This window comes from Providencia sp. PROV073 (assembly GCF_033688125.1).
Classification (GTDB): Bacteria; Pseudomonadota; Gammaproteobacteria; order Enterobacterales; family Enterobacteriaceae; genus Providencia; species Providencia hangzhouensis.
This window is the reverse complement of record NZ_CP096353.1, coordinates 4,129,183-4,153,233: the sequence shown is the minus strand read 5'-3', so window position 1 is coordinate 4,153,233 and position 24,051 is coordinate 4,129,183. Positions and strand designations below refer to the sequence as shown.

Genomic DNA, 24,051 nt, shown 5'->3' with positions numbered 1-24,051 from the left:
CCTCTGATTTTTAAAGGTATGTTAGCAAAAGGGCGGCTATTGTACACAGTTTACTCGTCATATTTCAAACGGCCGCATCATTGGCTAACCATCATTAAATTATTTAGAGCGGGTTTAGCGTTAGTGAGTTATTTGTAAGCACTCACTAACATTATTTATCTTTCGCCGTAAAATTACCACGAGGTTTGATTTGTTCCATGCTTTCTAAAATGCGATGGTAGTTTTCAAAGCGTGATTCAGCAATTTTATTTGCTTCTACGGCTTCACGTAACAGGCAACCAGGGTCATCTAAATGTTTACAGTCACGGAATTTACAGCCGCCAAGGTAATCTTTAAATTCGACAAATCCTTTGGTCACTTGTTCCGTTGTTAGATGCCATAAACCAAACTCACGGACACCAGGGGAGTCAATCACATCGCCGCCCAATGGGAAGTGATATAAACGAGCTGTTGTTGTTGTATGTTGTCCTAGCCCTGAGTTGTCTGAAACCTCATTAACTAAAATCGCTTCTTCGTTATGTGGGAGTAATGCATTTAATAAACTGGATTTGCCCACACCAGACTGACCAACAAATACAGATACTTTACCTGCTAGCGCGTTAGTAAGCGCTTCCATGCCTTCATTGGTATGGCTTGAAACTTCGAGAACTTGATAGCCAATATCACGATAAATTGTCATTAAATCGCTTACCCACTCACGGTTTTCGTCGTCGAGTAGGTCGACTTTATTGAGAACGATAACAGGCTTAATCCCGGTGGTTTCGCAGGCAACTAAATAGCGGTCAATAATATTCAGCGAAAGCTCAGGTAAAATAGCTGAAACCACAACAATTTGGTCAATGTTAGCGGCAATCGGTTTTAAGCCATCATAATAATCGGGACGAGTTAGAACAGAACGGCGCTCGTGAACCGCTTCGACGATGCCATTTACTTTGATATCACTTTGTGTGTTCAAGGCTGGTCGCCACACCACATTATCCCCTGTAACGAGGGACGAAATCGTTCTGCGCAAGTTACAGCGTTGGATAGTCCCGTCACTTGCTTGAATATCAGCATGCTGCCCAAAACGGCTAATGACTAAGCCTTCTTGTGCTTCACCTAATTGGCTATCATCAATTTCAACTGTTTTTTGCTTTTTAAGTCTTTTTTGATGATTTTCTTGAACTCGGCGCTGTTGGCCTTTCGAAAGTTTCTGTTTAGCCACCTGTCCTCTCTTTACTATGGGCTGTATTTTAGGGGGTTACTCACGCCTGTCACTGATGGCATGAAGAGTGCTATCATACCTTAACTTCATAGAATGCAGTTAGGGTATATCATGCAAAAGAATGAGAATAATTTAATTTGGATCGATTTAGAAATGACGGGGCTCGATCCTGTTCGTGATCGTATTATTGAAATAGCGACCATTGTAACAGATAGTCATCTTAATATTTTAGCAGAAGGCCCTGTAATTGCAGTACATCAAACGGATGAACAACTCGCTTTGATGGATGAGTGGAATGTAAACACCCACACTAATAGCGGCTTAGTTGAACGTGTACGCAAAAGTACAGTGAGTGAGCGTGAAGCTGAGTTAGCCACGATTGCGTTTTTAGAAAAATGGGTTCCTCAAGGGGCATCCCCAATCTGTGGTAATAGTGTTGGGCAAGATAGACGTTTTTTGTTCAACTACATGCCTGAATTAGAAAGCTATTTTCATTATCGCTATCTTGATGTCAGTACATTAAAAGAGCTTGCTCGCCGATGGAAACCTGAAATTCTAGCGGGTTTTACTAAGAAAAATACTCATCAGGCCCTTGATGATATTCGTGAATCAGTTGCTGAGCTGGCTTATTATCGAGAAACATTTATTAAAGAATAAATATTAAATTAACGAATAAGCCGCTTAACTAAAAGTGTCCAACTTTGTGGGTTCACTTCACTTGAGCGGCTTTCATAAGCTGTTCTCTCCCAATAAGTTAACAATGTTAACTTATTGAAATCAATTTATTACAACGGGTGTTGATAAAATCACCATTGTGATTGAATTGTCAGCAAACGAATAAAAAAATAAAAATTTTGAGTGTAAGGGCTTGCTAGTATCTGAATTTTTCGTATAATGCGCTCCCCGTACCGATGAAGTTTTTGTTATTAAGTCGGCACGTGAAACATCCAAAAATGTGATGCGGGAATAGCTCAGTTGGTAGAGCACGACCTTGCCAAGGTCGGGGTCGCGAGTTCGAGTCTCGTTTCCCGCTCCAAATTTTTTGATGTTTTAGCTAAAGCACTATTTTCGTGATGCGGGAATAGCTCAGTTGGTAGAGCACGACCTTGCCAAGGTCGGGGTCGCGAGTTCGAGTCTCGTTTCCCGCTCCAAACTTTCTTAGTGTTTTAGTCAAAGTAGTACCCACCAAATGCGGGAATAGCTCAGTTGGTAGAGCACGACCTTGCCAAGGTCGGGGTCGCGAGTTCGAGTCTCGTTTCCCGCTCCAATATTTTCTTAGTCTCTTAACTTTTCTTCTTAATTAATTCTTACACAATACCTATTTAACTTAAGTAGAATCACCTAGTGTGCATATGAATTGCGCTTGTTCACTGTTTTTATCCTTTTATATCTTGAACACTAGGATCTACATGGGTTTTGCGATCTTTTTTGGATCAGATCCAGATTTCCTCTTGCATTCGTTTTCAGGTCGCCATAGAATAGCCACCCCTTAGCAATAGGGTGTTTTGCTTCCATCTCTAAGATGATGATTAGAAGTTTAAATAATAAACAAAAATATGCTTTTTTATTTACTTCGAGTCACTTTTCATTTTAGTCTTGTTTTTTGGTAACTTTTGTATTGCTAGTAAACGTAAAATCAGTATTTTTCTTTTCAATGTGCCATTAGAAAGTTATCCACAGCCCGCTCAATCAATCTGGGTTTTTATCGCGATTTGAAATAACTTATTACACAGAGTTATCCACAGGCTAATTAACAAATTTCTGTTGTGCTATTTAATTCTAGTATTTAAATAGCATTGTTGTAACTTATTGATTTATTTGTTAAGTGATTTATTTTGTCAAAATGCGGCTAGCACATCTTGCAAATTCTTTACCTATTGTCTGCTAAGCACTTTTTACTTTATTCACATCAATTTGACAATTCTTCATTTCAGGTATATAGCTGACTTTTTTCTATGCATCTCTCGGTAAACCTTTGTTAATAGCACGTACAAGGCGTTTTTGCTGTGAAGTTTGAATTGTGACTTGGTTTGCATTACGTCGATTAAGCTGTTGTTGTATAGACCATTGGAAGTGCTCATCTAGCATTTCGTTAATTCCCAACCTATTTTGTAAAGCCAGTACAATACTGTCTTGATAAGGTGCGTTACCTAGCGCCACACTGATATTTCGCAACCACTTAATATAACCAATGCGGCGGATTGCAGAGCCTTCGGTCACCTTTAAAAAGGTTTTTTCATCCCATGAGAACAAGTCGAGCAACTTTGGTGTATGTAAGTCCTTTCTTGGACTGAAATCATCTTCATCAGTTAGCTGGGAAAAACGGTTCCACGGGCAAATAAGCTGGCAGTCATCACAACCGTAGATCCGATTTCCCATTAGAGGGCGAAATTCTTCAGGGATAGCACTATCTAGCTCAATGGTAAGATAAGAAATACAGCGCCTAGCATCTACGGTGTAAGGTTCGACAATTGCACCTGTTGGGCAAGTTGTCATACAAGCAACACAGCGGCCGCAATCTTCTTCGACAGGTTTATCAACAGAAACGGGTAAATTAATCAATAATTCACCGAGAAAAAACCAAGATCCTGCTTCACGATTTAAGACTAATGAATGTTTTCCTGTCCATCCTAAACCCGCTTTGACGGCGAGAGGGCGCTCTAAGATTGGCGCAGAGTCGACAAAAGGTCGAAAATTAAGATCGTCAATGGTGGTGCCATCGGCCAGTATCACTCCGTTAAATTCACGACAATAGTCTAAAATACGATCTGAAAGTTGTTTTAGACGTTTTTTTAATAATTTGTGGTAGTCTCGCCCTAGGGCATAACGGCTGATATAACCTAATTCAGGGTTATTTAATGTACTAGCAAATGCGGCTTTGGCAGGCAAGTAATTCATACGCACGCTAATGACACGTAACGTGCCAGGGTGCAGTTCGTGTGGTCTGGCTCGCATCATCCCATGGCGATTCATCCATTCCATCTCACCATGAAATTGTTTATCTAGCCATGCTTGTAATTTGGGCTCTTCCGCTGAAAGGTCAGTATCGCAGATCCCGACTTGTTGGAAACCTGCTTCAACACCCCATTGTTTAATATTCTGAGCGAGAAGATCGAGATCGAGGTATCTTGGCATCAGATCCTATATTGAGAAAGATTAAAACGGCTGGCACTCTAACATGACCTGCGTTATTCATCAAAACGCATGAAAAAATGCCTTCAATATTGAGAACAATTATAGGATATTTCTGAACTCATCATTCAAGCAATGTTAATTAAGAAAAAAGCCCCATCTTAGGTTAAGATAAGCAGTAATATTGATGTTTGTTGATATCTCTTTATGCATTTTGATCAGCAAGATAAACTATGCATTTAAAGGATAAACAGGCGACACCGCCTATTAATGACATAATAAAAGAACAATATGAAAGAACGTACAATACAACTTGCCAATGAAGCGCAAACTGTCGCTTTAGGTAATGCTATCGCTAAGGCTTGCCATCAAGGCACAATTATTCACTTATATGGTGATCTCGGAGCAGGGAAAACCACCTTTAGCCGAGGTTTCTTACAAGCGCTGGGCCATCAAGGTCACGTAAAAAGCCCAACCTACACTTTGGTTGAACCTTATGAATTAGCAGATCGTCAAGTTTTTCACTTTGATCTCTATCGGTTAGCAGACCCTGAAGAACTTGAATTTATGGGGATTCGTGACTATTTTTCTGGAAATTCGATCTGTTTGGTCGAATGGCCGCAACAAGGTAAAGGTTTTTTACCTGAAGCGGATCTTGAGCTCCATCTGACCTATCAAGGCGAAGGGCGTCAGGCTCACTTTGTTGCTTTTTCTGCCAATGGGGAGTCGTTGTTAGAAGCATTACCCCTACTCTAAGGAAGCTATTGCTCATGTTGAATGCATCAATCCACAGAATAACAAAAAAGGGTTTTTTTACTGTTTTCGTCTTGTTTATGGCATCAGCTATGTGGCTGTTTGGAGCAAAAGCACAAGCGGCAACATTATCAAATATTCAAGTTAATAACAGCCCATCACAAGCAGAAGTGGTGCTAAGTTTTATTGATGGTAAGCCCGACTACTCCTATTTCCCATTGCATTCACCTGAGCGCCTTGTTGTTGATATCAAACAACGAGGTGAGATTATTGGTTTACCACTTAAAGTTCCCGCAGGAGACCTTGTAAAACTGGTACGGGCGAGCCAACCTTCTGATAACCAACACAAACGCTTAGTTTTAGAGCTATCTCGCGCAGCGAAAACAAAAGCGACACTTAAACAGGTTTCAGGTAAATATCAGTTGGTGTTAACGATATCGACTGGAAATGCATCCGGTTCTACCTCTTTTAATCAAACCAATAATACAGTTAAACCAGCGGCAAATAATACTCAAGATAAACCATTGAAGATGAGTAACCCTGCACCTGTGGCTACACCAACACCAACCAAATATAAAAATATGCCAAAGGGTAGCAAGCAGGTCGTCATTGCTATTGATGCAGGACACGGTGGAAAAGACCCTGGTGCGATAGGCAAGAATGGTTATAAAGAAAAAGATGTGACTCTCAGCGTCGCACGTAAATTATACCAACGCCTTGAAGCCGACCCAATGTTTAAGCCCGCGATGACACGTGACGGTGACTATTTTATTTCTGTTAGTGGTCGTTCTGATGTGGCACGTAAGAAAGGGGCTAATATGTTGGTGTCAATTCACGCGGACTCGGCTCCGAATAGCAGTGCACGGGGCGCATCAGTATGGGTATTGTCTAATCGGCGTGCAAACAGTGAACTGGGTAGTTGGCTGGAACAACGTGAAAAACAATCGGAATTATTAGGTGGGGCGGGTGATGCACTGAGTGGCGCGGACCCTTACTTAAGCCAAGCCGTTTTAGATTTACAATTCGGTCATTCTCAGCGTGTGGGGTACGATGTTGCAGTTAAAGTGATCGAACAGCTGCGAAAAGTAGGTAATATTCACAAAAGAACCCCTGAACATGCAAGCTTAGGTGTATTGCGTTCTCCTGATATCCCATCGATTTTAGTCGAAACTGGGTTTATTAGTAATGCAGCGGAAGAGCAGTTGCTAAAATCGAATGAATTCCAAGACAAAGTTGCAGAAGCTATCCATTTAGGGTTACGTCAATATTTCTTGGCGAATCCAATACAAGCAGCGCCACAATAAGGGGGAGGCATGGCTATACATATTCTATCCCCACAACTTGCCAACCAAATCGCAGCAGGTGAGGTGGTTGAAAGGCCTGCGTCAGTGGTTAAAGAGCTCGTTGAGAATAGTCTTGATGCAGGGGCAACGCGTATTGATATCGACATTGAGCGCGGTGGAGAAAAACTGATCCGTATTCGTGATAATGGTTGTGGTATCAGTAAAGATGAACTGATTTTGGCTTTAGCTCGCCATGCGACCAGTAAAATTGCCACATTAGATGATCTTGAAGCCATTATGAGTATGGGGTTTCGCGGTGAGGCACTAGCGAGTATCAGTTCTGTTTCACGTTTAACGTTGACATCAAAGCCTGCAGACCAGACAGAAGCATGGCAATCCTATGCAGAAGGTCGGGATATGGAGGTAATAGTTAAACCCGCAGCGCATCCCAATGGCACAACGGTTGAAGTATTAGATTTATTCTATAATACGCCAGCTCGTCGTAAATTTATGCGCACAGAAAAAACTGAATTCGGTCATATCGATGAAATTGTTCGCCGAATTGCGCTTTCTCGCCCTGATGTGGCTATCAACCTGACTCACAATGGGAAATTAGTAAAGCAATACCGAGCGGCTCATGATGAGGCACAGCAAGAGAGGCGTCTTGGGACGATTTGTGGAACGGGCTTTATGCAAGGCGCTTTGGCGTTGTCTTGGGAACATAGCGATCTTGCTATCAAAGGGTGGGTCGTTTCTCCATCAATGACGTCGGGTAGTGAAACACAATATTGCTATGTCAATGGCCGTATGATGCGTGATCGCCTGATTAATCATGCTATTCGTCAAGCTTATGAAGGGCATTTAGACGAAAACCAGCAGCCAGCTTATGTCCTGTATTTGACCATTGACCCAAAACAAGTTGATGTTAACGTACACCCAGCAAAACATGAGGTTCGTTTTCACCAAGCTCGTCTGGTACATGATTTTATTTATCAAGCGGTACGAACAGTATTATTAGAAGCCGCATCTATTGATGAGCTTCCGGGTATCGAACCTGTAAATACAGAACTGGAAAATCGGCCTTCTGCGGGGGGAAATTATTTTTCTTCTCCTAGTGTGGCTCCTAAGCAACATAAGGCAGAAAACAAGACGATAGTCGAGAATACCCTTCTAGAGCCTAAAACACCTTATAAGCAGGCTAGCCACTTAAAGGATAATGCTAAAAATCACGCTTTTTCTTCGCCGAAATCAACGTCAGGTTTTTCAGAAAATGTACCAGCAAAAACGTTTGGCTCAACTTATGACAAAAAAGCAGGCGAACTGTATCAGAGCTTAATGTCCATTCCGGTTGCTCCTGAAGATAAAAAGCCGCTTTTTCCTGAACGTAACCCAATCAGTTCACCGCAAATATCCTCACAACCTGTAGCAAAAAATGCGGATAACTACCTTTTTGGCAAAGTATTGACAATTTACGCAAAAAACTTTGCATTAATTGAGTCTTCGTTGGGGCTAATCCTGTTATCCTTAACGGAAGCTAATTATTTATTGAAGTTGTCACAATTGTCACCGAGTGGTGGAGCCTTAAAGCCCCAACCATTGTTAATACCTCTAAAATTGTCACTTAAAAATGATGAAATAGAGGTTTTACAGCGGTACAAGGAACAATTGACAATATTTGGTATCGAAGCCACGATATTACATGGAAAAGTAACAATTCATACGGTATCGTTACCATTAAGAACACAAAATTTATCACAGCTTTTTTCTGAGCTACTCGATTTTTTATCGAGAAAAGAAAGTGTCACTGACGAAGAGATAGCACAATGGCTCGCTAAAGCAGTTTCACAGGTTAAAACAGAAGAAAGTTGGAGTTTAGCACAGGCTGTTCAGTTGCTGGCTGATGTTGAGCGGGTATGTCCGCAGTGGGTGAAAAACCCTCCACCAACATTATTACAATTAATTAATTTACAATCCGTGGTAGCTACACTAACAAATGAGTGATTTAGCAACTCAGAAAAAACCTGACGCAATATTCCTAATGGGTCCGACGGCCTCAGGTAAAACCGCTTTGGCGATAGAACTTCGCAAGCATTTGCCTGTGGAAATTATTAGTGTCGATTCGGCATTAATTTACCGAGGGATGGATATTGGCACAGCAAAACCAACAACAGAAGAACTCAGCCAAGCTCCCCATCGTCTGATTGATATCCTCGATCCGTCTCTACCATACAGTGCTGCCGATTTTCGCCGTGACGCATTAAATGCCATGGCTGAAATTACCTCACAAGGTAAAATTCCATTATTAGTTGGCGGCACAATGTTGTATTTTAAAGCCTTATTAGAAGGGCTTTCACCTCTTCCTTCAGCTGACCAAGCAGTTCGTACTGAAATTGAACACATTGCGAAAGAACAAGGGTGGGGGGAGATTCACCGTCGTCTTACTGAGGTTGACCCAGTTGCCGCGGCAAGGATTCACCCTAACGACCCACAAAGATTATCCCGTGCTTTAGAGGTATATCTCATTTCGGGACAAACTTTGACTGAAATGATACAAACAGCAGGGGAAGAATTGCCTTATAATGTGTTTCAGTTTGCTATTGCGCCACAAGATCGTAAAATTTTACATGAGCGCATAGAACAACGTTTTCATCTGATGATAGATGCGGGTTTTGAAGAAGAAGTTCGCAAGTTACATCAACGAAATGATTTACATGTTGACCTCCCTTCAATTCGTTGTGTGGGGTATCGGCAAATGTGGTCATATTTAGATGGTGAAATTGGCCATGATGAAATGATTTATCGGGGGATTTGTGCAACTCGCCAATTGGCAAAACGTCAAATTACCTGGTTAAGAAGCTGGGAGAATGTTCATTGGCTAGATAGTGAACAACCTCAGCAAGCGCTTAGCACCGTTATGCAGGTTATGCGTGCATAGGACTGATGTTTGTGTACAATTAGAACGTTAAGCGCAATTTTTGAGTAGTTACTTTTTGGAATCTAAAAGATTCTCTTTTAAAAACAACAAAATAAGGAAAACATAGAATGGCTAAGGGGCAATCTTTGCAAGATCCGTTCCTGAACGCATTACGTCGTGAAAGGGTTCCGGTCTCTATTTATCTCGTTAATGGCATCAAATTGCAGGGGCAAATTGAGTCTTTTGACCAATTTGTCATTTTATTAAAAAACACAGTTAGCCAGATGGTTTATAAACACGCTATCTCGACTGTTGTCCCTGCTCGCCCTGTTTCTCATCATAGCGGTACTGCGGGTAGCACTGGTAATGGTAATTACCATTCAGGTAACCCTGCAGCGCAAGATGGCGAAGTAACTGAGTAAGTTTGTACGCTAAAAGACAAGGAAAGCATGGGTAGGGAGACTGTACCTGTGTTTTTCCTTTGCAATTATTGTTTAGCCTAAGAGGTTACACCTTGTTTGATAGGTATGAAGGCGGTGAACTAGCTGTATTAGTCCATGTCTTTTTTTCTCAAGAGAAAGACGTTGATAATCTGGCAGAATTTGAGTCACTTGTGACATCTGCTGGGGTAAAACCAGTACAAATAGTCACGGGCAGTCGTAAAGCTCCTCATCCAAAGTTTTTTGTTGGGGAAGGTAAAGCAGAAGAAATTGCCCAAGCTGTTGAGGAAAGTGGTGCAGATGTGGTGTTGTTTAATCATACTCTAAGCCCTGCTCAAGAACGTAATCTCGAAAGGATTTGCCAATGTAAGGTGGTTGACCGTACAGGGGTAATTTTAGATATTTTTGCTCAACGCGCACGTACACACGAAGGTAAGCTTCAAGTTGAATTGGCTCAATTAAGGCATTTATCGACTCGCTTAGTGAGGGGATGGACGCACTTAGAGCGACAAAAAGGCGGGATTGGTTTACGAGGCCCCGGTGAAACTCAACTTGAAACTGACCGCCGGCTATTAAGAGATAAAATTAAACAAATCTTATCTCGTCTTAGTCGGGTGGAAAAACAGCGTGAACAAGGGCGTCAAGCGAGAAGTAAGGCAGATATCCCGACTATTTCGCTTGTCGGTTATACCAATGCTGGTAAGTCTAGCTTGTTTAACCGCATGACGGCCGCTGATGTTTATGCTGCTGACCAGTTATTTGCAACACTTGACCCAACACTTCGTCGTATTGATGTAGAAGATGTTGGTGTTGTCGTTCTTGCAGATACTGTGGGTTTTATCCGCCATTTACCCCATGATTTGGTTGCAGCTTTTAAAGCAACCCTGCAAGAAACACGTGAAGCAACGTTATTGCTGCACGTTATCGATGCAGCTGACAATCGCTTGGATGAAAATATTCATGCAGTTGAAAGTGTGTTAGAAGAAATCGAAGCGGATGAAATACCAACACTTTTAGTGATGAACAAAGTTGATATGCTGGAGGATTTTGTCCCGCGTATTGACAGAGATGAGGATAACAAGCCGGTTCGTGTCTGGGTTTCAGCGCAAACGGGCGATGGTATCCCATTGTTGCTACAGGCATTGACGGAACGTCTTTCAGGTGAAATCGCACATGTTGAATTGCGTTTACCACCGAATGAAGGCCGTTTACGTAGCCGTTTCTATCAACTTCAGTCAATCGAACGTGAATGGCAGGAAGAAGACGGCTCAATTGGCCTTGAGGTGCGTATGCCAATGGTGGATTGGCGGCGTCTGTGCAAACAAGAGCAGCAATTACCTGACTATGTTATTTAATCGCTTTGGTTATTAATAATGCTTTGGCCGTTAATAATTTGGCCGTTAATAATATAGTTAGGCAATGGAATTGATATTAAGAGCCCTATCGCTCTTAGCCCTGAAAATCAATCATAAAGAATGGAGCTAAAACATGGCGTGGAATCAGCCCGGTAATGACGGACAAGACCGCGATCCGTGGGGAAGCGGCAATAAAGGCGGCAACTCTGGCGGGAACAAAGGTGGTCGAAAACGTGGGGCTTATGATCTCGACGATCTCTTTCGTAAACTAGGCAGCAAGCTTGGTGGAAATAAAGGCGGCGGTGGTGATGGTGATAATAAACAACCATCACAAATCAGTGGCCGTTTAGGTATGTTAGCTCTTGCTGCTATCGTTGTTGTATGGGCAGGTTCAGGCTTCTACACCATCAAAGAAAGTGACCGTGGCGTAGTATTACGTTTTGGTGAATATAGTGGTATTGTTGGGCCTGGTTTGAACTGGAAACCAACCTTCATTGATAGGGTCATTCCTGTCAACGTAGAAACCGTGCGTGAACAAGCGACAAATGGCATGATGTTAACGTCAGATGAAAACGTGATCCGCGTTGAAATGAACGTTCAATATCGTGTTACCGACCCTGCGCAATATTTATTTAGTGTCACAAACCCAGACAATAGTCTGCGTCAGGCGCTAGATAGTGCTGTGCGTGGTGTAATCGGTCAGTCTGCGATGGAGCAAGTACTGACTACGAATCGTGCTTTTATCCGTGATGTTACACAAAAAGAGCTCGAAGCAACAATTGCACCATACAAGATGGGTATCACACTGCTTGACGTTAACTTCCAAGCAGCGCGTCCACCTGAAGATGTTAAAGCGGCATTTGATGACGTAATCTCAGCAAGGGAAGAAGAACAAAAAACCATTCGTGAAGCGCACGCTTATCGAAATGAAGTTCTTCCTCTGGCAAAAGGTAACGCACAACGCCTAATTGAAGAAGCCGAAGCGTATAAAGCGAGTGTGGTCTTCAAAGCAGAGGGTGAGGTGGCAAGTTTTGCGAAAATGTTACCTGAATATCGTGCTGCGCCAGAAATCACCCGTGAGCGTTTGTATATCGACACAATGGAGCGTGTGTTAAGTAATACACGTAAAGTGATTGCGAATGATAAGAGCAACAGCATGTTAGTGTTGCCGCTGGATCAAATCATGCGCGGTACAAATTCAGATGCGGCTTCAACGTCAAAAGCTAATCCGTCAGCAAGAATGGCGACGCCAAGCAATAGTTCGTCATCATCTGCTGCAACACCAGCACAGCCAAATAACGCTGTTCGTGGTGATGCTGTTAGAGTAGGGAGACAATAATCATGCGTAAATCGCTAATTGTTATCGTTATTGCCATCTTGGCAGTTGCATACGCATCTATCTTTATTGTTCCTCAAACTGACCGCGGTATCGTATTGCGTTTTGGTAAAGTTCTACGTGACTCTGAAAACAAACCGATCATTTATGAGCCGGGTCTGCATTTCAAAGTTCCATTTATTGAAACTGTGAAAATGTTGGATGCACGTATTCAGACTCTTGAAATTCAAGCTGACCGCTATCTGACAAGTGAAAACAAAGACTTAATGGTGGACTCCTACCTGAAATGGCGTGTTACTGATTTCAGTCGTTATTATGTAGCGACTGGCGGTGGTAATCCATTCCAAGCGGAAACACTGTTAAAACGTAAATTTAGTGACCGTTTACGTTCTGAGTTTGGTCGTTTAAGCGTTAAAGACATTATCACTGATTCACGTGGTCGTTTAACTGTTGATGTGCGTGATGCTTTGAACAAAGGTACTGCAATTGACGACTCAACAAAAGAAGCGGATGCAGCGATTGCGGATGCAGCAAAACGTGTTGAAGAGGAAACGAACCTGAAGCCACTGGTTGTGAATGCAAACAGTATGGCGGCGTTAGGTATCGAGGTTGTCGATGTACGTATTAAACGTATTGAGCTGCCAAACGAAGTTTCTGAAGCTATCTATGCGCGTATGCGTGCAGAACGTGAAGCAGTTGCACGTCAACATCGTTCACAAGGTCAAGAAGAAGCGACTAAGATCCGCGCTGTTGCAGATAAAACAGTAACAGAAACGTTGGCTGAAGCAGAACGTACCGCTCTAACTTACCGAGGTGAGGGTGATGCGATGGCAACGAAACTGTTTGCTGATGCATTCAACCAAGATCCAGAGTTCTATGCGTTTATTCGTAGCTTGCGTGCCTATGAGCAAAGCTTCAAGAGTGGTGAAGACGTGATGGTATTAAGCCCAGACACTGACTTCTTCCGCTTTATGAAGGCGCCAACTAAGCTTCGCGCGACAGATTAATAACAAGCTAAGTTGCGTGCAACCTAGCAAAATAACTGTTAATCTATTAAAGAAAAGCCCGCTTCGGTGGGCTTTTTTTCGCCTGTCGTTTTAAGTATAGGATTTTTCAGGGAAAATTTGAGCTGCTCAACTGATGGCATTCATTTTGAGTTTACGGCAGAAATAAAAAATACCATTTTACTTGCTTTCCAGAAAAAAATTTTTGTATTGCCAAAATATCACTGGAACAGTTCATTTTTGATGGTAGAATTCATTTTTAAGCAACCGAGTGTATTTCAAAATGGGTAAGAACGTTGTCGTACTGGGCACCCAATGGGGTGACGAAGGGAAGGGCAAGATCGTTGACTTGCTGACAGAGCGTGCTAAATATGTAGTTCGCTATCAGGGCGGCCATAATGCTGGCCATACTCTTGTTGTAAACGGTGAAAAAACCGTTCTCCACTTAATTCCATCCGGTATTCTTCGTGAAAATGTCATCAGCATTATTGCTAATGGTGTTGTTTTAGCGCCAGACGCATTAATGAAAGAGATGAAAGAATTGGAAGACCGCGGTGTTCCTGTTCGGGAACGTTTACGTCTTTCTGAAGCATGCCCACTGATCCTGCCTTATCATATCGCATTAGATAATGCGCGTGAAAAAGCTCGTGGTTCCAAAGCGATTGGGACAACAGGTCGTGGTATTGGTCCTGCTTATGAAGATAAAGTTGCACGTCGTGGTTTGCGCGTTGGTGATTTATTCGATAAAGCAACGTTTGCAGAAAAATTAAAAGAAATCGTTGAATACCACAACTTCCAACTTGTTCATTACTATAAAGAACCTGCTGTCGATTACCAAAAAACGTTAGATGATATTATGGCTGTGGCTGATATCTTAACTGGCATGGTAATTGATGTTTCTGATCTGCTCTATAAAGCAAATCAGAAGAATGAATTAGTGATGTTTGAAGGCGCACAAGGGACATTATTAGATATCGACCACGGTACGTATCCTTATGTAACCTCTTCAAATACGACAGCTGGTGGTGTGGCGACGGGTTCTGGTTTAGGTCCTCGCTATGTAAACTACGTATTAGGTATCATCAAAGCTTACTCAACACGTGTTGGTGCGGGCCCATTCCCTACTGAGCTGTTTGACGAAGTGGGTGAGTTCCTGCGTGAAAAAGGCCAAGAATTTGGTGCAACTACAGGCCGTAAACGCCGTACTGGTTGGTTAGATATCGTTGCGATTAATCGTGCGGTACAAATCAACTCACTGTCAGGCTTCTGTATGACTAAACTGGATGTTTTAGACGGTTTAGAAGAAGTCAAAATTTGTGTAGGCTACCGCCGTCCAGATGGTAAAGTGTTAGAAACAACACCTTTAGCTGCTGATGAGTGGGATGGTTTAGAGCCAGTTTATGAATCAATGCCAGGTTGGAAAGAAACAACTTTTGGTGTGAAACAAAGAGAATTACTGCCACAAGCAGCTCTGAATTACATCGAACGTGTTGAAGAACTAACGGGTATTCCAGTTGATATTATTTCAACGGGCCCAGATCGTTCAGAGACCATGATCCTGCGTGATCCATTTGATGTTGAGTAATAACACTGACTGCGCCTTAAACGGGCGCAGTTTTTTTACTGCTTTACCTCCTTCCAATATGTCGCTTCTTTGATAAAACAGTCAAAATTCCCCATAATGATTGAATTAAGTCACTTTTGTGTGCAAATTCTGTGCAATTAAATGCATATTTGACCTGTGTTATACGTTAAACTGTATTTAGCAACATATAATTTATTAGCATGCTATATTTTATTCAGAAAACTGAATGTGTTGGGTTAGAAATAGTAAATGTGAATTTTAAAAGAAGTCACATGTTTTTAGGCCACTGATTTGCGGCCAACAGCGTTATAGCTAAAATTTTGAGGTGATTGTGCAACTGACTAGTTTTACAGATTATGGGTTACGAGCTCTTATTTATCTGGCTTCTCTGGGTGAAGGGAAAATGACCAGTATTACTGAGGTCACCGAGGTCTACGGTGTATCTCGTAACCATATGGTAAAAATTATTAATCAGCTCAGTCACTTAGGTTATATTAAAGCCACTCGTGGCAAAAATGGCGGGATTACACTAGGACAACCAGCAGAATCAATTCGTATAGGGGACGTTGTTAGAGCATTAGAACCCCTGACTCTTGTTAATTGTAGTGGTGAGTTTTGCCACATTACACCTGCGTGTCGTTTAAAAGGTGTGCTACACCAAGCAATACAGCAGTTTTTACAAGAACTTGATCAATACACGCTGGCGGACATGGTGAAAGATAACAGCCCGCTCTATCAACTACTGCTTGATTAGCATTTGCGGTAGTTATGAATTCTGATGACAACGGAGGTAACGATGTCACAAGATCCTTTTCAGGAAAGAGAAGCAGAAAAATACGAGTCCCCAATTCCAAGTCGAGAATATATTCTTGACCTTATCTCGAAGCGTACTGCACCAGCTAACCGCGAAGAAATCGCACAATTATTGAATTTATCGACAGAAGATGAATTAGAGGCATTACGTCGTCGGTTAAGAGCCATGGAACGTGATGGTCAACTGGTCTTCACTCGCCGTCAGTGTTATGCCTTACCGGAGCGTTTAGACTTATTAAAAGGGAAAGTCATTGGTCACCGTGATGGTTACGGCTTCCTACGTGTTGATGGTAAAAAAGAAGATTACTATTTATCTCAAGATGAAATGAAACGCGCCATGCATGGGGACGTTATCTTGGCGCAACCTTATGGGCAAGATCGTAAAGGGCGTACAGAAGTTCGGGTTGTTCGTGTGTTAGAGCCGCGTAATAACCAAATTGTTGGTCGCTATTTTATCGAATCGGGGATGGGGTTTGTCGTACCGGATGATAGCCGTTTAAGCTTTGATATTTTGATACCGAAAGATCGTGTTCTTGGCGCTCGAATGGGTAATGTGGTGGTGGTTGAATTAGTCACTCGTCCACAACGTCGCTCGCAAGCGGTGGGGAATATCATTGAAGTATTAGGCGAAACAATGGGCACAGGTATGGCGGTGGAAATCGCTTTACGTACTCATGAAATCCCACATTCATGGCCACCACAAGTTGAAAAACAAGTCGCTGACCTAAGTGAACATGTCCCTGAGTCTGCGAAAAAAGGGCGCGTGGATTTACGCGACTTACCGTTAGTCACGATTGATGGTGAAGATGCTCGTGACTTTGATGATGCAGTGTACTGTGCACCGAAGAAAGGCGGTGGCTGGCGCTTATGGGTGGCGATTGCGGATGTAAGCTATTATGTCCGCCCACAAACGGCTCTGGATACAGAAGCGCGTAGCCGCGGTAATTCGGTATATTTCCCATCTCAAGTCGTTCCTATGCTACCGGAAGTCTTATCGAACGGTCTGTGCTCACTTAACCCTGGTGTTGACCGCCTGTGTATGGTGTGTGAAATGACGGTGTCGGCATCTGGTAAGCTTTCTTCATACAAGTTCTATGAAGCGGTTATGAGTTCTCATGCAAGGTTAACTTATACAAAAGTATGGAAAATCTTGGAAGGAGACGAAGAACTGCGCGAGCACTATAAAGCGCTAGTGCCACATATTGAGCATTTGCATCAATTATATAAAGCACTTGATGCTGCACGTATTGAGCGTGGTGCGATTTCTTTTGAATCTGAAGAAGCGAAATTTATTTTTAATGCGGAGCGACGTATTGAAAGTATTGAGCCAGTAGAGCGCAATGATGCACATAAATTGATTGAAGAGTGCATGATTTTGGCTAACATTGCGGCGGCTCGGTTCGTTGAGAAAAATGAAGAGCCTGCATTGTACCGTGTGCATGACCGCCCTAAAGAAGAAAGCGTGATGAATTTACGCTCTGTTTTTAGTGAATTAGGGTTGACTCTGCCGGGCGGAATGAAGCCGGAGCCGAAAGATTATGCGCAGGTAATGAATGAAGTGGCTGAACGCCCTGATCATGAATTACTACAAACCATGATTTTACGATCAATGAAACAAGCGATTTATGATCCTGAAAATCGTGGTCACTTTGGTCTAGGTTTGAAATCGTATGCTCACTTTACATCACCAATTCGTCGTTACCCAGACCTGACGTTACACCGCGGGATAAAATATCTGCTGGCTAAAGAACATGGTCATTCAGATAAACGCTGGACGGAAACGGGTGGCTGGCATTCAGACATGGATAGCATGTTACAGCTTGGCGAGCACTGCTCAATGACTGAGCGCCGTGCTGATGAAGCAACACGTGATGTGGCTGACTGGCTGAAATGTGATTTCATGCAGGACCAAGTAGGCCAAACCTTTACAGGTTTAATTACCAGTGTGACCGGTTTTGGCTTCTTTGTTCGCCTTAATGATTTATTTATTGATGGTTTAGTGCATATTTCAACGTTGGATAATGACTACTATCGTTATGATGCGGTCGGTCAGCGTTTAATTGGTGAATCATCAGGTACCACTTACCGTCTTGGCGATGAAGTGGAAATTCGTGTTGAAGCGGTGCATATGGATGAACGTACCATCGATTTCGCATTAATTTCAACCACTCGGAAAGCGAAAAACCCGGGCAAAACGGCGCGGGACAAAATGAAGCAAGAAGTTAAAAATGCTACACGCCCAGCTCGTCGAAAAGCGGATGCGAGTAAAGATAAAAACTTCGAGCCTGATTCTGCATTTCGTCGTTCCGATAAAAAAGGAAAAAAAGCTGAGGCTAAGCCAGAGGCGAAAGGGAAAGGAAAAGGCAAAAAGCCTTCCGATAAAACCAGAAAAATTACAGCAAAATTAAAAGCTAAACGCGTTGCAAAAAAATCCCAAAAACAAGAGGGATAATGGTATTGCTGTAGTTATTAACCATCGTTATTAACCAAAGTGGCGCTAACACGCCACTTTACTATTTATTAATATAAATAAGAAATTTATGAGCGAAATGATTTATGGCATTCACGCAGTGAAAGCCTTACTTGAGCGTTCACCGCAACGCATTAAAGAAGTCTATATTTTGAAAGGTCGTGAAGACCGCCGATTAATGCCGCTGGTGCATGAAATCGAAGCATTAGGTGTTGTTGTTCAAGTAGCGAACCGTCAATGGATGGATAGCCAAACCGAAGGCGCCGTTCACCAAGGTATCATTGCGAAAGTATTACCGGGTAAACAGTATCAAGAAGGTGACCTGCCTGATTTATTGGAGAGCACACCATCGCCATTTTTATTGGTATTGGATGGCGTGACAGACCCTCATAACTTAGGCGCGTGTTTACGTAGCGCTGATGCCGCTGGCGTTCATGCTGTGATTGTTCCTAAAGATAAATCTGCTCAGCTTAATGCAACCGCGAAAAAAGTGGCCTGTGGCGCGGCAGAAAATGTTCCACTTATTCGTGTGACGAATCTGGCAAGGACATTGCGTTTGCTACAAGAATACAATGTATGGATTGTGGGAACGGCGGGTGAAGCTGACCATAATTTATACCAAAGCAAATTAACTGGCTCGATAGCCTTAGTTATGGGAGCTGAAGGCGAAGGCATGCGCCGTTTAACTCGTGAGCACTGTGATGAGTTAATTAGTATTCCAATGGCGGGCTCTGTGTCATCATTAAATGTGTCAGTGGCGACAGGGGTTTGTTTATTTGAAGCGGTGCGTCAGCGCTTACCTGTTTCTGTAGAAAAATAATATTTAATGTAAAACGGTATCCATCTCTTGAGTTTTATCTCAGGGATGGGTATAGTTACGCGTCAATTTTTTAGCCGCACTCAATAAGTTCCTTGCCTCCGCGGGCCGCGGTTAACCCAGACAGGAGGCTAATAATCCGTAAGGAGCAACTACTAATGCGTCATTACGAAATCGTTTTTATGGTCCATCCTGACCAAAGCGAACAGGTTCCGGGCATGATCGAGCGTTACAGTGCTGTTATCACTAACGCACAAGGTCAGATTCACCGTCTGGAAGACTGGGGCCGCCGTCAACTGGCTTACCCAATCAATAAACTGCACAAAGCACACTATGTTCTTCTGAACGTAGAAGCGCCGCAGGAAGCGATTGATGAGCTGGAAACTAACTTCCGCTTCAACGATGCCGTTATCCGCAGCATGGTTATGCGCTTAAAACACGCAGTAACAGAAGCTTCTCCAATGGTCAAAGCTAAAGACGAACGTCGTGGCCGTGACATGTCTGATGAATATCAGGATGAAGAAGTAGAAGAAACTGGGGATTCTGAAGAGTAATTGCGCAGGTGACCACTAATCGTTTGGTGTTAACAGGCATAGTCTGTAAAGCATTGATTCGAAAAGTGAGTCCGTCAGGCATTCCTCACTGCCAGTTTGTTTTAGAACATCGTTCACAGCAGCTGGAAGCAGGACTGTTAAGGCAAGCATGGTGCAGAATGCCCATTATCGCCAGCGGACAAACCTTACAAGCCCATACTCACAGTATAACGGTCGGCAGTTGGATTACAGTAAGCGGTTTCATTAGTACCCATCAAGGGCGCAATGGGATCAGCAAGATTGTCCTCCATGCCGAGCAGATTGATTTGATAGATTCTGGAGACTAGCCATATGGCACGTTATTTCCGTCGTCGCAAGTTCTGCCGTTTCACAGCGGAAGGCGTTCAAGAGATCGACTATAAAGATATCGCAACGCTGAAAAACTATATCACTGAAAGTGGTAAAATTGTACCAAGCCGTATCACCGGTACTCGTGCAAAATATCAACGCCAGCTCGCTCGTGCTATCAAGCGCGCTCGCTACCTGTCTCTGTTACCATACACTGATCGTCATCAGTAATTGGTACAGTCCATTAACGACTAATAGAGGATAAGGTAATGCAAGTTATTCTGCTTGATAAAGTAGCTAACCTAGGTAGCCTGGGTGATCAGGTTAACGTTAAATCGGGCTATGCTCGTAACTTCTTAGTTCCACAGGGCAAAGCTGTTCCTGCGACTAAGAAAAACATCGAATTCTTCGAAGCTCGCCGCGCTGAACTGGAAGCTAAATTAGCTGACGTTCTGGCAGCAGCACAGGCTCGTGCAGCAGCTGTTACTGCTCTGGGTTCTGTAACTTTAGCTTCTAAAGCTGGTGACGAAGGTAAACTGTTCGGTTCAATCGGTACTCGTGATATCGCTGACGCAATTACTGCGGCTGGCGTTCAAATCGCGAAAAGCGAAGTTCGCCTGCCAAACGGCGTTCTGCGTACTACTGGTGACCACGAAGTTCACTTCCAGTTACACAGCGATGTTTTCGCAGAGCTGAACGTTATCATCGTTGCTGAGTAATCAATAATGATGATATGCATCACTGGGTTATCCATGATGCGAATAAAAACACCGGCTAAGTCCGGTGTTTTTTATTTTCTAGACAATATTTTTGTATTTATTGATTAGCTAAGCATTGGTAGTCGAGTAATTCACCCGCAGAACCTAAGTTCAAATCCCAAAAATTCAATCGGTTGGCAAGTAATACCTTAGAACCATCTTTAAGCTGTACCATTGCTAGGCCAAAATTACCCATTTTATCGTGATGCTTGATGACATATTCGTTTAGTTGATGAAACGAATTTTCTACATGGGGTGAGCCTTCCGGAAATTTTTTGGCTAAGTAATGATGACTCGCTAGTTCAGAAGATAAAGAAGCCCAATGTGTTGTTATTGTTGATGAAAGTTGATTAAGCGTTTTATTTATCTCAGGTTTTAAGCAGGCAATATGAATATGGAGTTGGTCTTGGGAGCGGCCATATTGGGAGTTTACCGCAATGGCCAATAAATGTTCAGGAATTGGGTGGGTTGTTTGTTGTGACAAACTGCCCCTTTCTTGCCAAGCGATAGCAAAATAGTCGGGTGAGTTTTGTTCCAATAATTGGCTAGATTCTATCCCTGTGATCTTTTCAGTCGGGATAATTAAGTTGTGTAAAGGCCCTTTTTTATCTTTGAATAATACATAGTATTTTTCCTGTTCCACTTTCAAGCAGGGCAGCGTTGTTGGAAGTAATGGAATACATTGAGTATTAACGATGTTCCACAGCGCATTTGAATTGATCTTGAACCATGAAATAGAGCTAACAATCACGATAAGTAATAAAAGAGCCACACCTAAAAATATGTTAATCCATTTGCGCTTTAGCATGATAGTTTTTATTGCTTAACATGTTAGTGAGAGAGACTATTTATTATATATCGCTAAATTTATATATTGTTAAGCCAAGGTGGGGTAAATAGTGCAAATTCAGACTAAGTATTAGGGTAGCGGGATGCTACCCTAAAGTCGGTGTTTAAACTAAGGTGTACGGTAATAGCTTCCGTCACTTAACCGCGCGAAACTATAAGTTTTCCCATCAGAGCCGGTAGTTTCTAATAATTGAACTTCACCTTTTGTATTCGCTTTCAGACGAATTTTTTGCCCTTGGCGTAAATTACTCAGTGGTTTCTCCGCCCCTTCAACGCGTGCCATAATAAAAGCGTCATTGGCTTGTAAGTTATTATCGCGAAAGAGTTGTGCGAGCGTCTTCCCTTTTTGTACTCGGTAGTTTTGCCATTCATTAGCAGAAGGGCGAGTTGTTTTGGGCTCAGGCGTTTTTTCTGGTGATGTTACCGTCGTAGGCTCATTAGGTTCAGGCTCATTAGGTTCTGGGATAATTTCGGGCTCAGTAGGTAAAAGAGGTGAATTATCTTCAGGTGCCGGCACGGGCTCTGGTATCGGCGGTGTAATAGTCGGTTCAGGCACAACCTCAGGGGTAGTAGGTGGTGGGATAACAATAGGCTGGTTTTGAACAATATCGCTGGGGGATTTTTCGCTTGCAGGCCAAAAAAAAGCGACCACGACAATTAAGGCAAGCAGTGCAATACCATAGCGATGAAATTTTGAAAGTTTAAACATCACTCCTCCTTGATGAGGCAATGAGTAAATTAGACCGTATTAATACGCATACTAGCACCCTTTTTAGGCTTTTTTAGCGTTGGGCTGAATTTTTCAGAGAACACTGAATAAATTTGTCGGGAATCAATCAGTTTTATTCTTTAGATTCATTGTTTGGGTTTACCCATAAGGATGGGGCTGCTATTCTTGGATTTTCTCAAAATCATATGGGTATTTTCATGGCAAACCAAAATTTCGATTCGGTAGAAGCTCAAGCGAGTTATGGCATAGGTCTACAAGTTGGGCAGCAATTATTAGAGTCAGGGCTAGAAGGTTTAGTGCCAAATGCAATTTTAGCAGGCCTCGTTGACGCTTTAGAAGGCAATATGCCATCGGTACCTGTTGAAACTCTGCACAAAGCATTGCGTGAAGTGCATGAGCGTGCCGACGCTGTTCGTGTATCCCGCCAGGCAGCATTAGCGGAAGAAGGCCAAAAATTCCTAGATGAAAACCAAAAACGTGATGGTGTTTCAACGACTGAGTCTGGCTTACAATTTTCAGTGATTAACCAAGGTGATGGTGCTATCCCATCTCGCTCAGACCGCGTACGTGTTCACTATACAGGGCGTTTAATTGATGGCTCTGTGTTTGATAGCTCAGTACAGCGTGGGCAGCCAGCAGAGTTTCCTGTAAGCGGCGTTATTCCAGGTTGGATTGAAGCATTGACCTTGATGCCAGTCGGCTCTAAATGGGAATTATATATCCCTCACCAATTAGCTTATGGTGAGCGTGGTGCAGGTGCATCAATCCCGCCATTCAGTACATTAGTATTTGAAGTTGAATTACTTGAAATTTTATAATTTCTGTTAGTTCAGTTCACAGTTAAAAAGCTTCATTGTCTTTGGACTTTGGGGCTTTTTTTATGGCGTTAATTTCACACAATTGCTACTCTTGCAGTAAAGGGTCATCAGAGAGGTGAATAATATGCTACAGCAAATTTGCGAATTAGCTCAAGAAGCGGGTTATGCGATTATGGAAACTTATAATGCGCAAGAACCTTTACAGGTTGAACACAAAAGTGATAATTCGCCTGTTACAGAGGCTGATATTGCCGCCCACAATGTGATTACCGCGGGCCTTGCTCGTATTGCTCCTGATATCCCCCAACTGTCTGAAGAAGATCCTCCTGAATGGCCAGTCAGGCAGAATTGGCAACGCTATTGGTTGATTGACCCATTGGATGGAACGAAAGAATTTATTAATCGTAATGGGGATTTTACGGTTAACATTGCCCTTATCGAGAACGGTGTACCAACGATGGGGGTAGTATATGCCCCAGCGAAAGGGCTGCTGTACTACGCTGAAGGTAATCAGGCATGGAAGGAGGAGGGTGGCCATAAGCAACTTATTCATGTGAATGATGCCAAGCCACCAGTCATTGTTATCAGCCGTTCCCATCAAGACAATGAATTAATGGATTATTTAAAACAAATGGGTGAACACACGACAGTAGAAATTGGTTCTTCACTCAAATTTTGTTTGGTTGCGGAAGGAAAAGCACAGCTTTACCCACGTTTTGGGCCTACAAATATTTGGGACACTGCAGCTGGACATGCGGTTGCCATTGGTGCAGGGGCAAAAGTCGTTGATTGGCATGGAAAAACGCTCGATTATACACCTCGAGAGTCTTTCTTAAATCCAGGTTTTCGGGTGATTTTATTCTAAACATCAATAAAGGTTGGGAAGTGATTTCCCAACCTAATTAATAA

General features: G+C 42.7%; 23 protein-coding genes and 3 tRNA genes. 22 read left to right on the top strand and 4 right to left on the bottom strand.

Annotated features, from left to right (window positions below; translation table 11 throughout):
* Positions 1-151 precede the first annotated feature (151 nt).
* Positions 152-1,204, bottom strand: coding sequence for a small ribosomal subunit biogenesis GTPase RsgA (rsgA, locus tag M1F17_RS19055; RefSeq protein WP_004906021.1), 1,053 nt, complete (start codon positions 1,202-1,204; stop codon positions 152-154).
* A gap of 111 nt (positions 1,205-1,315) precedes the next feature.
* Between rsgA and orn the strand changes: the two genes are divergently transcribed.
* From orn to M1F17_RS19035, 4 genes are all read left to right on the top strand, one after another.
* Positions 1,316-1,861, top strand: a complete 546-nt coding sequence (gene orn / locus M1F17_RS19050) for an oligoribonuclease (protein WP_036958796.1) — start codon at positions 1,316-1,318, stop codon at positions 1,859-1,861.
* A gap of 303 nt (positions 1,862-2,164) precedes the next feature.
* A tRNA-Gly gene (locus M1F17_RS19045) sits at positions 2,165-2,240 on the top strand.
* Positions 2,241-2,279: 39 nt separating this feature from the next.
* A tRNA-Gly gene (locus M1F17_RS19040) sits at positions 2,280-2,355 on the top strand.
* Between the two features lie 40 nt (positions 2,356-2,395).
* Positions 2,396-2,471 (top strand) — tRNA-Gly (locus tag M1F17_RS19035).
* Between the two features lie 686 nt (positions 2,472-3,157).
* On the opposite strand, the gene queG is transcribed toward M1F17_RS19035, so the two are convergent.
* On the bottom strand, positions 3,158-4,339 hold the full coding sequence (gene queG, locus M1F17_RS19030) for a tRNA epoxyqueuosine(34) reductase QueG (protein ID WP_094961671.1): 1,182 nt from the start codon (positions 4,337-4,339) through the stop codon (positions 3,158-3,160).
* 288 nt (positions 4,340-4,627) lie between these two features.
* Here queG and tsaE point away from each other — a divergent pair, with 288 nt between their 5' ends.
* The 16 genes from tsaE (at position 4,628) to rplI (ending at position 20,706) form a co-directional block, all read left to right on the top strand.
* Complete coding sequence (gene tsaE / locus M1F17_RS19025; RefSeq protein WP_004906013.1) at positions 4,628-5,092, top strand: tRNA (adenosine(37)-N6)-threonylcarbamoyltransferase complex ATPase subunit type 1 TsaE; 465 nt, start codon at positions 4,628-4,630, stop codon at positions 5,090-5,092.
* Positions 5,093-5,106: 14 nt separating this feature from the next.
* Positions 5,107-6,393: an N-acetylmuramoyl-L-alanine amidase AmiB gene (gene amiB / locus M1F17_RS19020; protein ID WP_094961670.1), complete on the top strand. Its 1,287-nt coding sequence runs from the start codon at positions 5,107-5,109 to the stop codon at positions 6,391-6,393.
* Positions 6,394-6,402: 9 nt separating this feature from the next.
* Positions 6,403-8,373, top strand: a complete 1,971-nt coding sequence (gene mutL / locus M1F17_RS19015) for a DNA mismatch repair endonuclease MutL (RefSeq protein ID WP_094961669.1) — start codon at positions 6,403-6,405, stop codon at positions 8,371-8,373.
* Positions 8,366-9,307, top strand: coding sequence for a tRNA (adenosine(37)-N6)-dimethylallyltransferase MiaA (miaA, locus tag M1F17_RS19010; protein WP_004906008.1), 942 nt, complete (start codon positions 8,366-8,368; stop codon positions 9,305-9,307). Before mutL ends, miaA begins: the two co-directional genes overlap by 8 nt.
* 107 nt (positions 9,308-9,414) lie before the next feature.
* The gene (hfq, locus tag M1F17_RS19005; RefSeq protein ID WP_004906005.1) at positions 9,415-9,708 is read left to right on the top strand and encodes an RNA chaperone Hfq; all 294 of its coding nucleotides are present in this window, start codon (positions 9,415-9,417) and stop codon (positions 9,706-9,708) included.
* Between the two features lie 92 nt (positions 9,709-9,800).
* Entirely contained in the window at positions 9,801-11,081 is a 1,281-nt protein-coding gene (gene hflX, locus M1F17_RS19000; protein WP_004906004.1) for a ribosome rescue GTPase HflX, read from the top strand.
* 133 nt (positions 11,082-11,214) lie between these two features.
* Positions 11,215-12,420 (top strand): FtsH protease activity modulator HflK, encoded by a 1,206-nt coding sequence (gene hflK / locus M1F17_RS18995; protein ID WP_094961668.1) that lies wholly within the window; start codon positions 11,215-11,217, stop codon positions 12,418-12,420.
* Between the two features lie 2 nt (positions 12,421-12,422).
* Positions 12,423-13,424, top strand: a complete 1,002-nt coding sequence (gene hflC / locus M1F17_RS18990) for a protease modulator HflC (protein WP_004905999.1) — start codon at positions 12,423-12,425, stop codon at positions 13,422-13,424.
* A gap of 280 nt (positions 13,425-13,704) precedes the next feature.
* Positions 13,705-15,006 carry an adenylosuccinate synthase gene (locus M1F17_RS18985; RefSeq protein WP_004905994.1) on the top strand — a complete coding sequence of 434 codons (1,302 nt, stop codon included), beginning with the start codon at positions 13,705-13,707 and terminating at the stop codon, positions 15,004-15,006.
* Between the two features lie 331 nt (positions 15,007-15,337).
* On the top strand, positions 15,338-15,760 hold the full coding sequence (nsrR, locus tag M1F17_RS18980; protein ID WP_004907407.1) for a nitric oxide-sensing transcriptional repressor NsrR: 423 nt from the start codon (positions 15,338-15,340) through the stop codon (positions 15,758-15,760).
* Positions 15,761-15,802: 42 nt separating this feature from the next.
* Positions 15,803-18,271, top strand: a complete 2,469-nt coding sequence (gene rnr, locus M1F17_RS18975) for a ribonuclease R (RefSeq protein WP_036958793.1) — start codon at positions 15,803-15,805, stop codon at positions 18,269-18,271.
* Between the two features lie 88 nt (positions 18,272-18,359).
* The gene (rlmB, locus tag M1F17_RS18970) at positions 18,360-19,109 is read left to right on the top strand and encodes a 23S rRNA (guanosine(2251)-2'-O)-methyltransferase RlmB (RefSeq protein ID WP_144139693.1); all 750 of its coding nucleotides are present in this window, start codon (positions 18,360-18,362) and stop codon (positions 19,107-19,109) included.
* A 155-nt stretch (positions 19,110-19,264) separates the two neighbouring features.
* Positions 19,265-19,660, top strand: coding sequence for a 30S ribosomal protein S6 (gene rpsF / locus M1F17_RS18965; RefSeq protein ID WP_004905988.1), 396 nt, complete (start codon positions 19,265-19,267; stop codon positions 19,658-19,660).
* A gap of 8 nt (positions 19,661-19,668) precedes the next feature.
* Positions 19,669-19,986: a primosomal replication protein N gene (gene priB, locus M1F17_RS18960; RefSeq protein WP_094961667.1), complete on the top strand. Its 318-nt coding sequence runs from the start codon at positions 19,669-19,671 to the stop codon at positions 19,984-19,986.
* Positions 19,987-19,990: 4 nt separating this feature from the next.
* Entirely contained in the window at positions 19,991-20,218 is a 228-nt protein-coding gene (gene rpsR, locus M1F17_RS18955; protein ID WP_000135199.1) for a 30S ribosomal protein S18, read from the top strand.
* 38 nt (positions 20,219-20,256) lie between these two features.
* The gene (rplI, locus tag M1F17_RS18950; RefSeq protein WP_004905983.1) at positions 20,257-20,706 is read left to right on the top strand and encodes a 50S ribosomal protein L9; all 450 of its coding nucleotides are present in this window, start codon (positions 20,257-20,259) and stop codon (positions 20,704-20,706) included.
* Between the two features lie 97 nt (positions 20,707-20,803).
* Here the strand turns inward: rplI and M1F17_RS18945 are convergent, their stop codons facing one another.
* Positions 20,804-21,553 (bottom strand): CDP-diacylglycerol diphosphatase, encoded by a 750-nt coding sequence (locus tag M1F17_RS18945; protein WP_112308113.1) that lies wholly within the window; start codon positions 21,551-21,553, stop codon positions 20,804-20,806.
* 150 nt (positions 21,554-21,703) lie between these two features.
* Entirely contained in the window at positions 21,704-22,303 is a 600-nt protein-coding gene (locus M1F17_RS18940; RefSeq protein WP_094961665.1) for a LysM-like peptidoglycan-binding domain-containing protein, read from the bottom strand.
* 218 nt (positions 22,304-22,521) lie between these two features.
* Here M1F17_RS18940 and M1F17_RS18935 point away from each other — a divergent pair, with 218 nt between their 5' ends.
* Both M1F17_RS18935 and cysQ read left to right on the top strand, forming a co-directional pair.
* A complete protein-coding gene (locus M1F17_RS18935; protein ID WP_004907421.1) occupies positions 22,522-23,142 on the top strand; it encodes a peptidylprolyl isomerase in 621 nt (206 codons plus the stop codon).
* Between the two features lie 124 nt (positions 23,143-23,266).
* A complete protein-coding gene (gene cysQ, locus M1F17_RS18930; RefSeq protein ID WP_004905978.1) occupies positions 23,267-24,007 on the top strand; it encodes a 3'(2'),5'-bisphosphate nucleotidase CysQ in 741 nt (246 codons plus the stop codon).
* Positions 24,008-24,051: the final 44 nt, after the last annotated feature.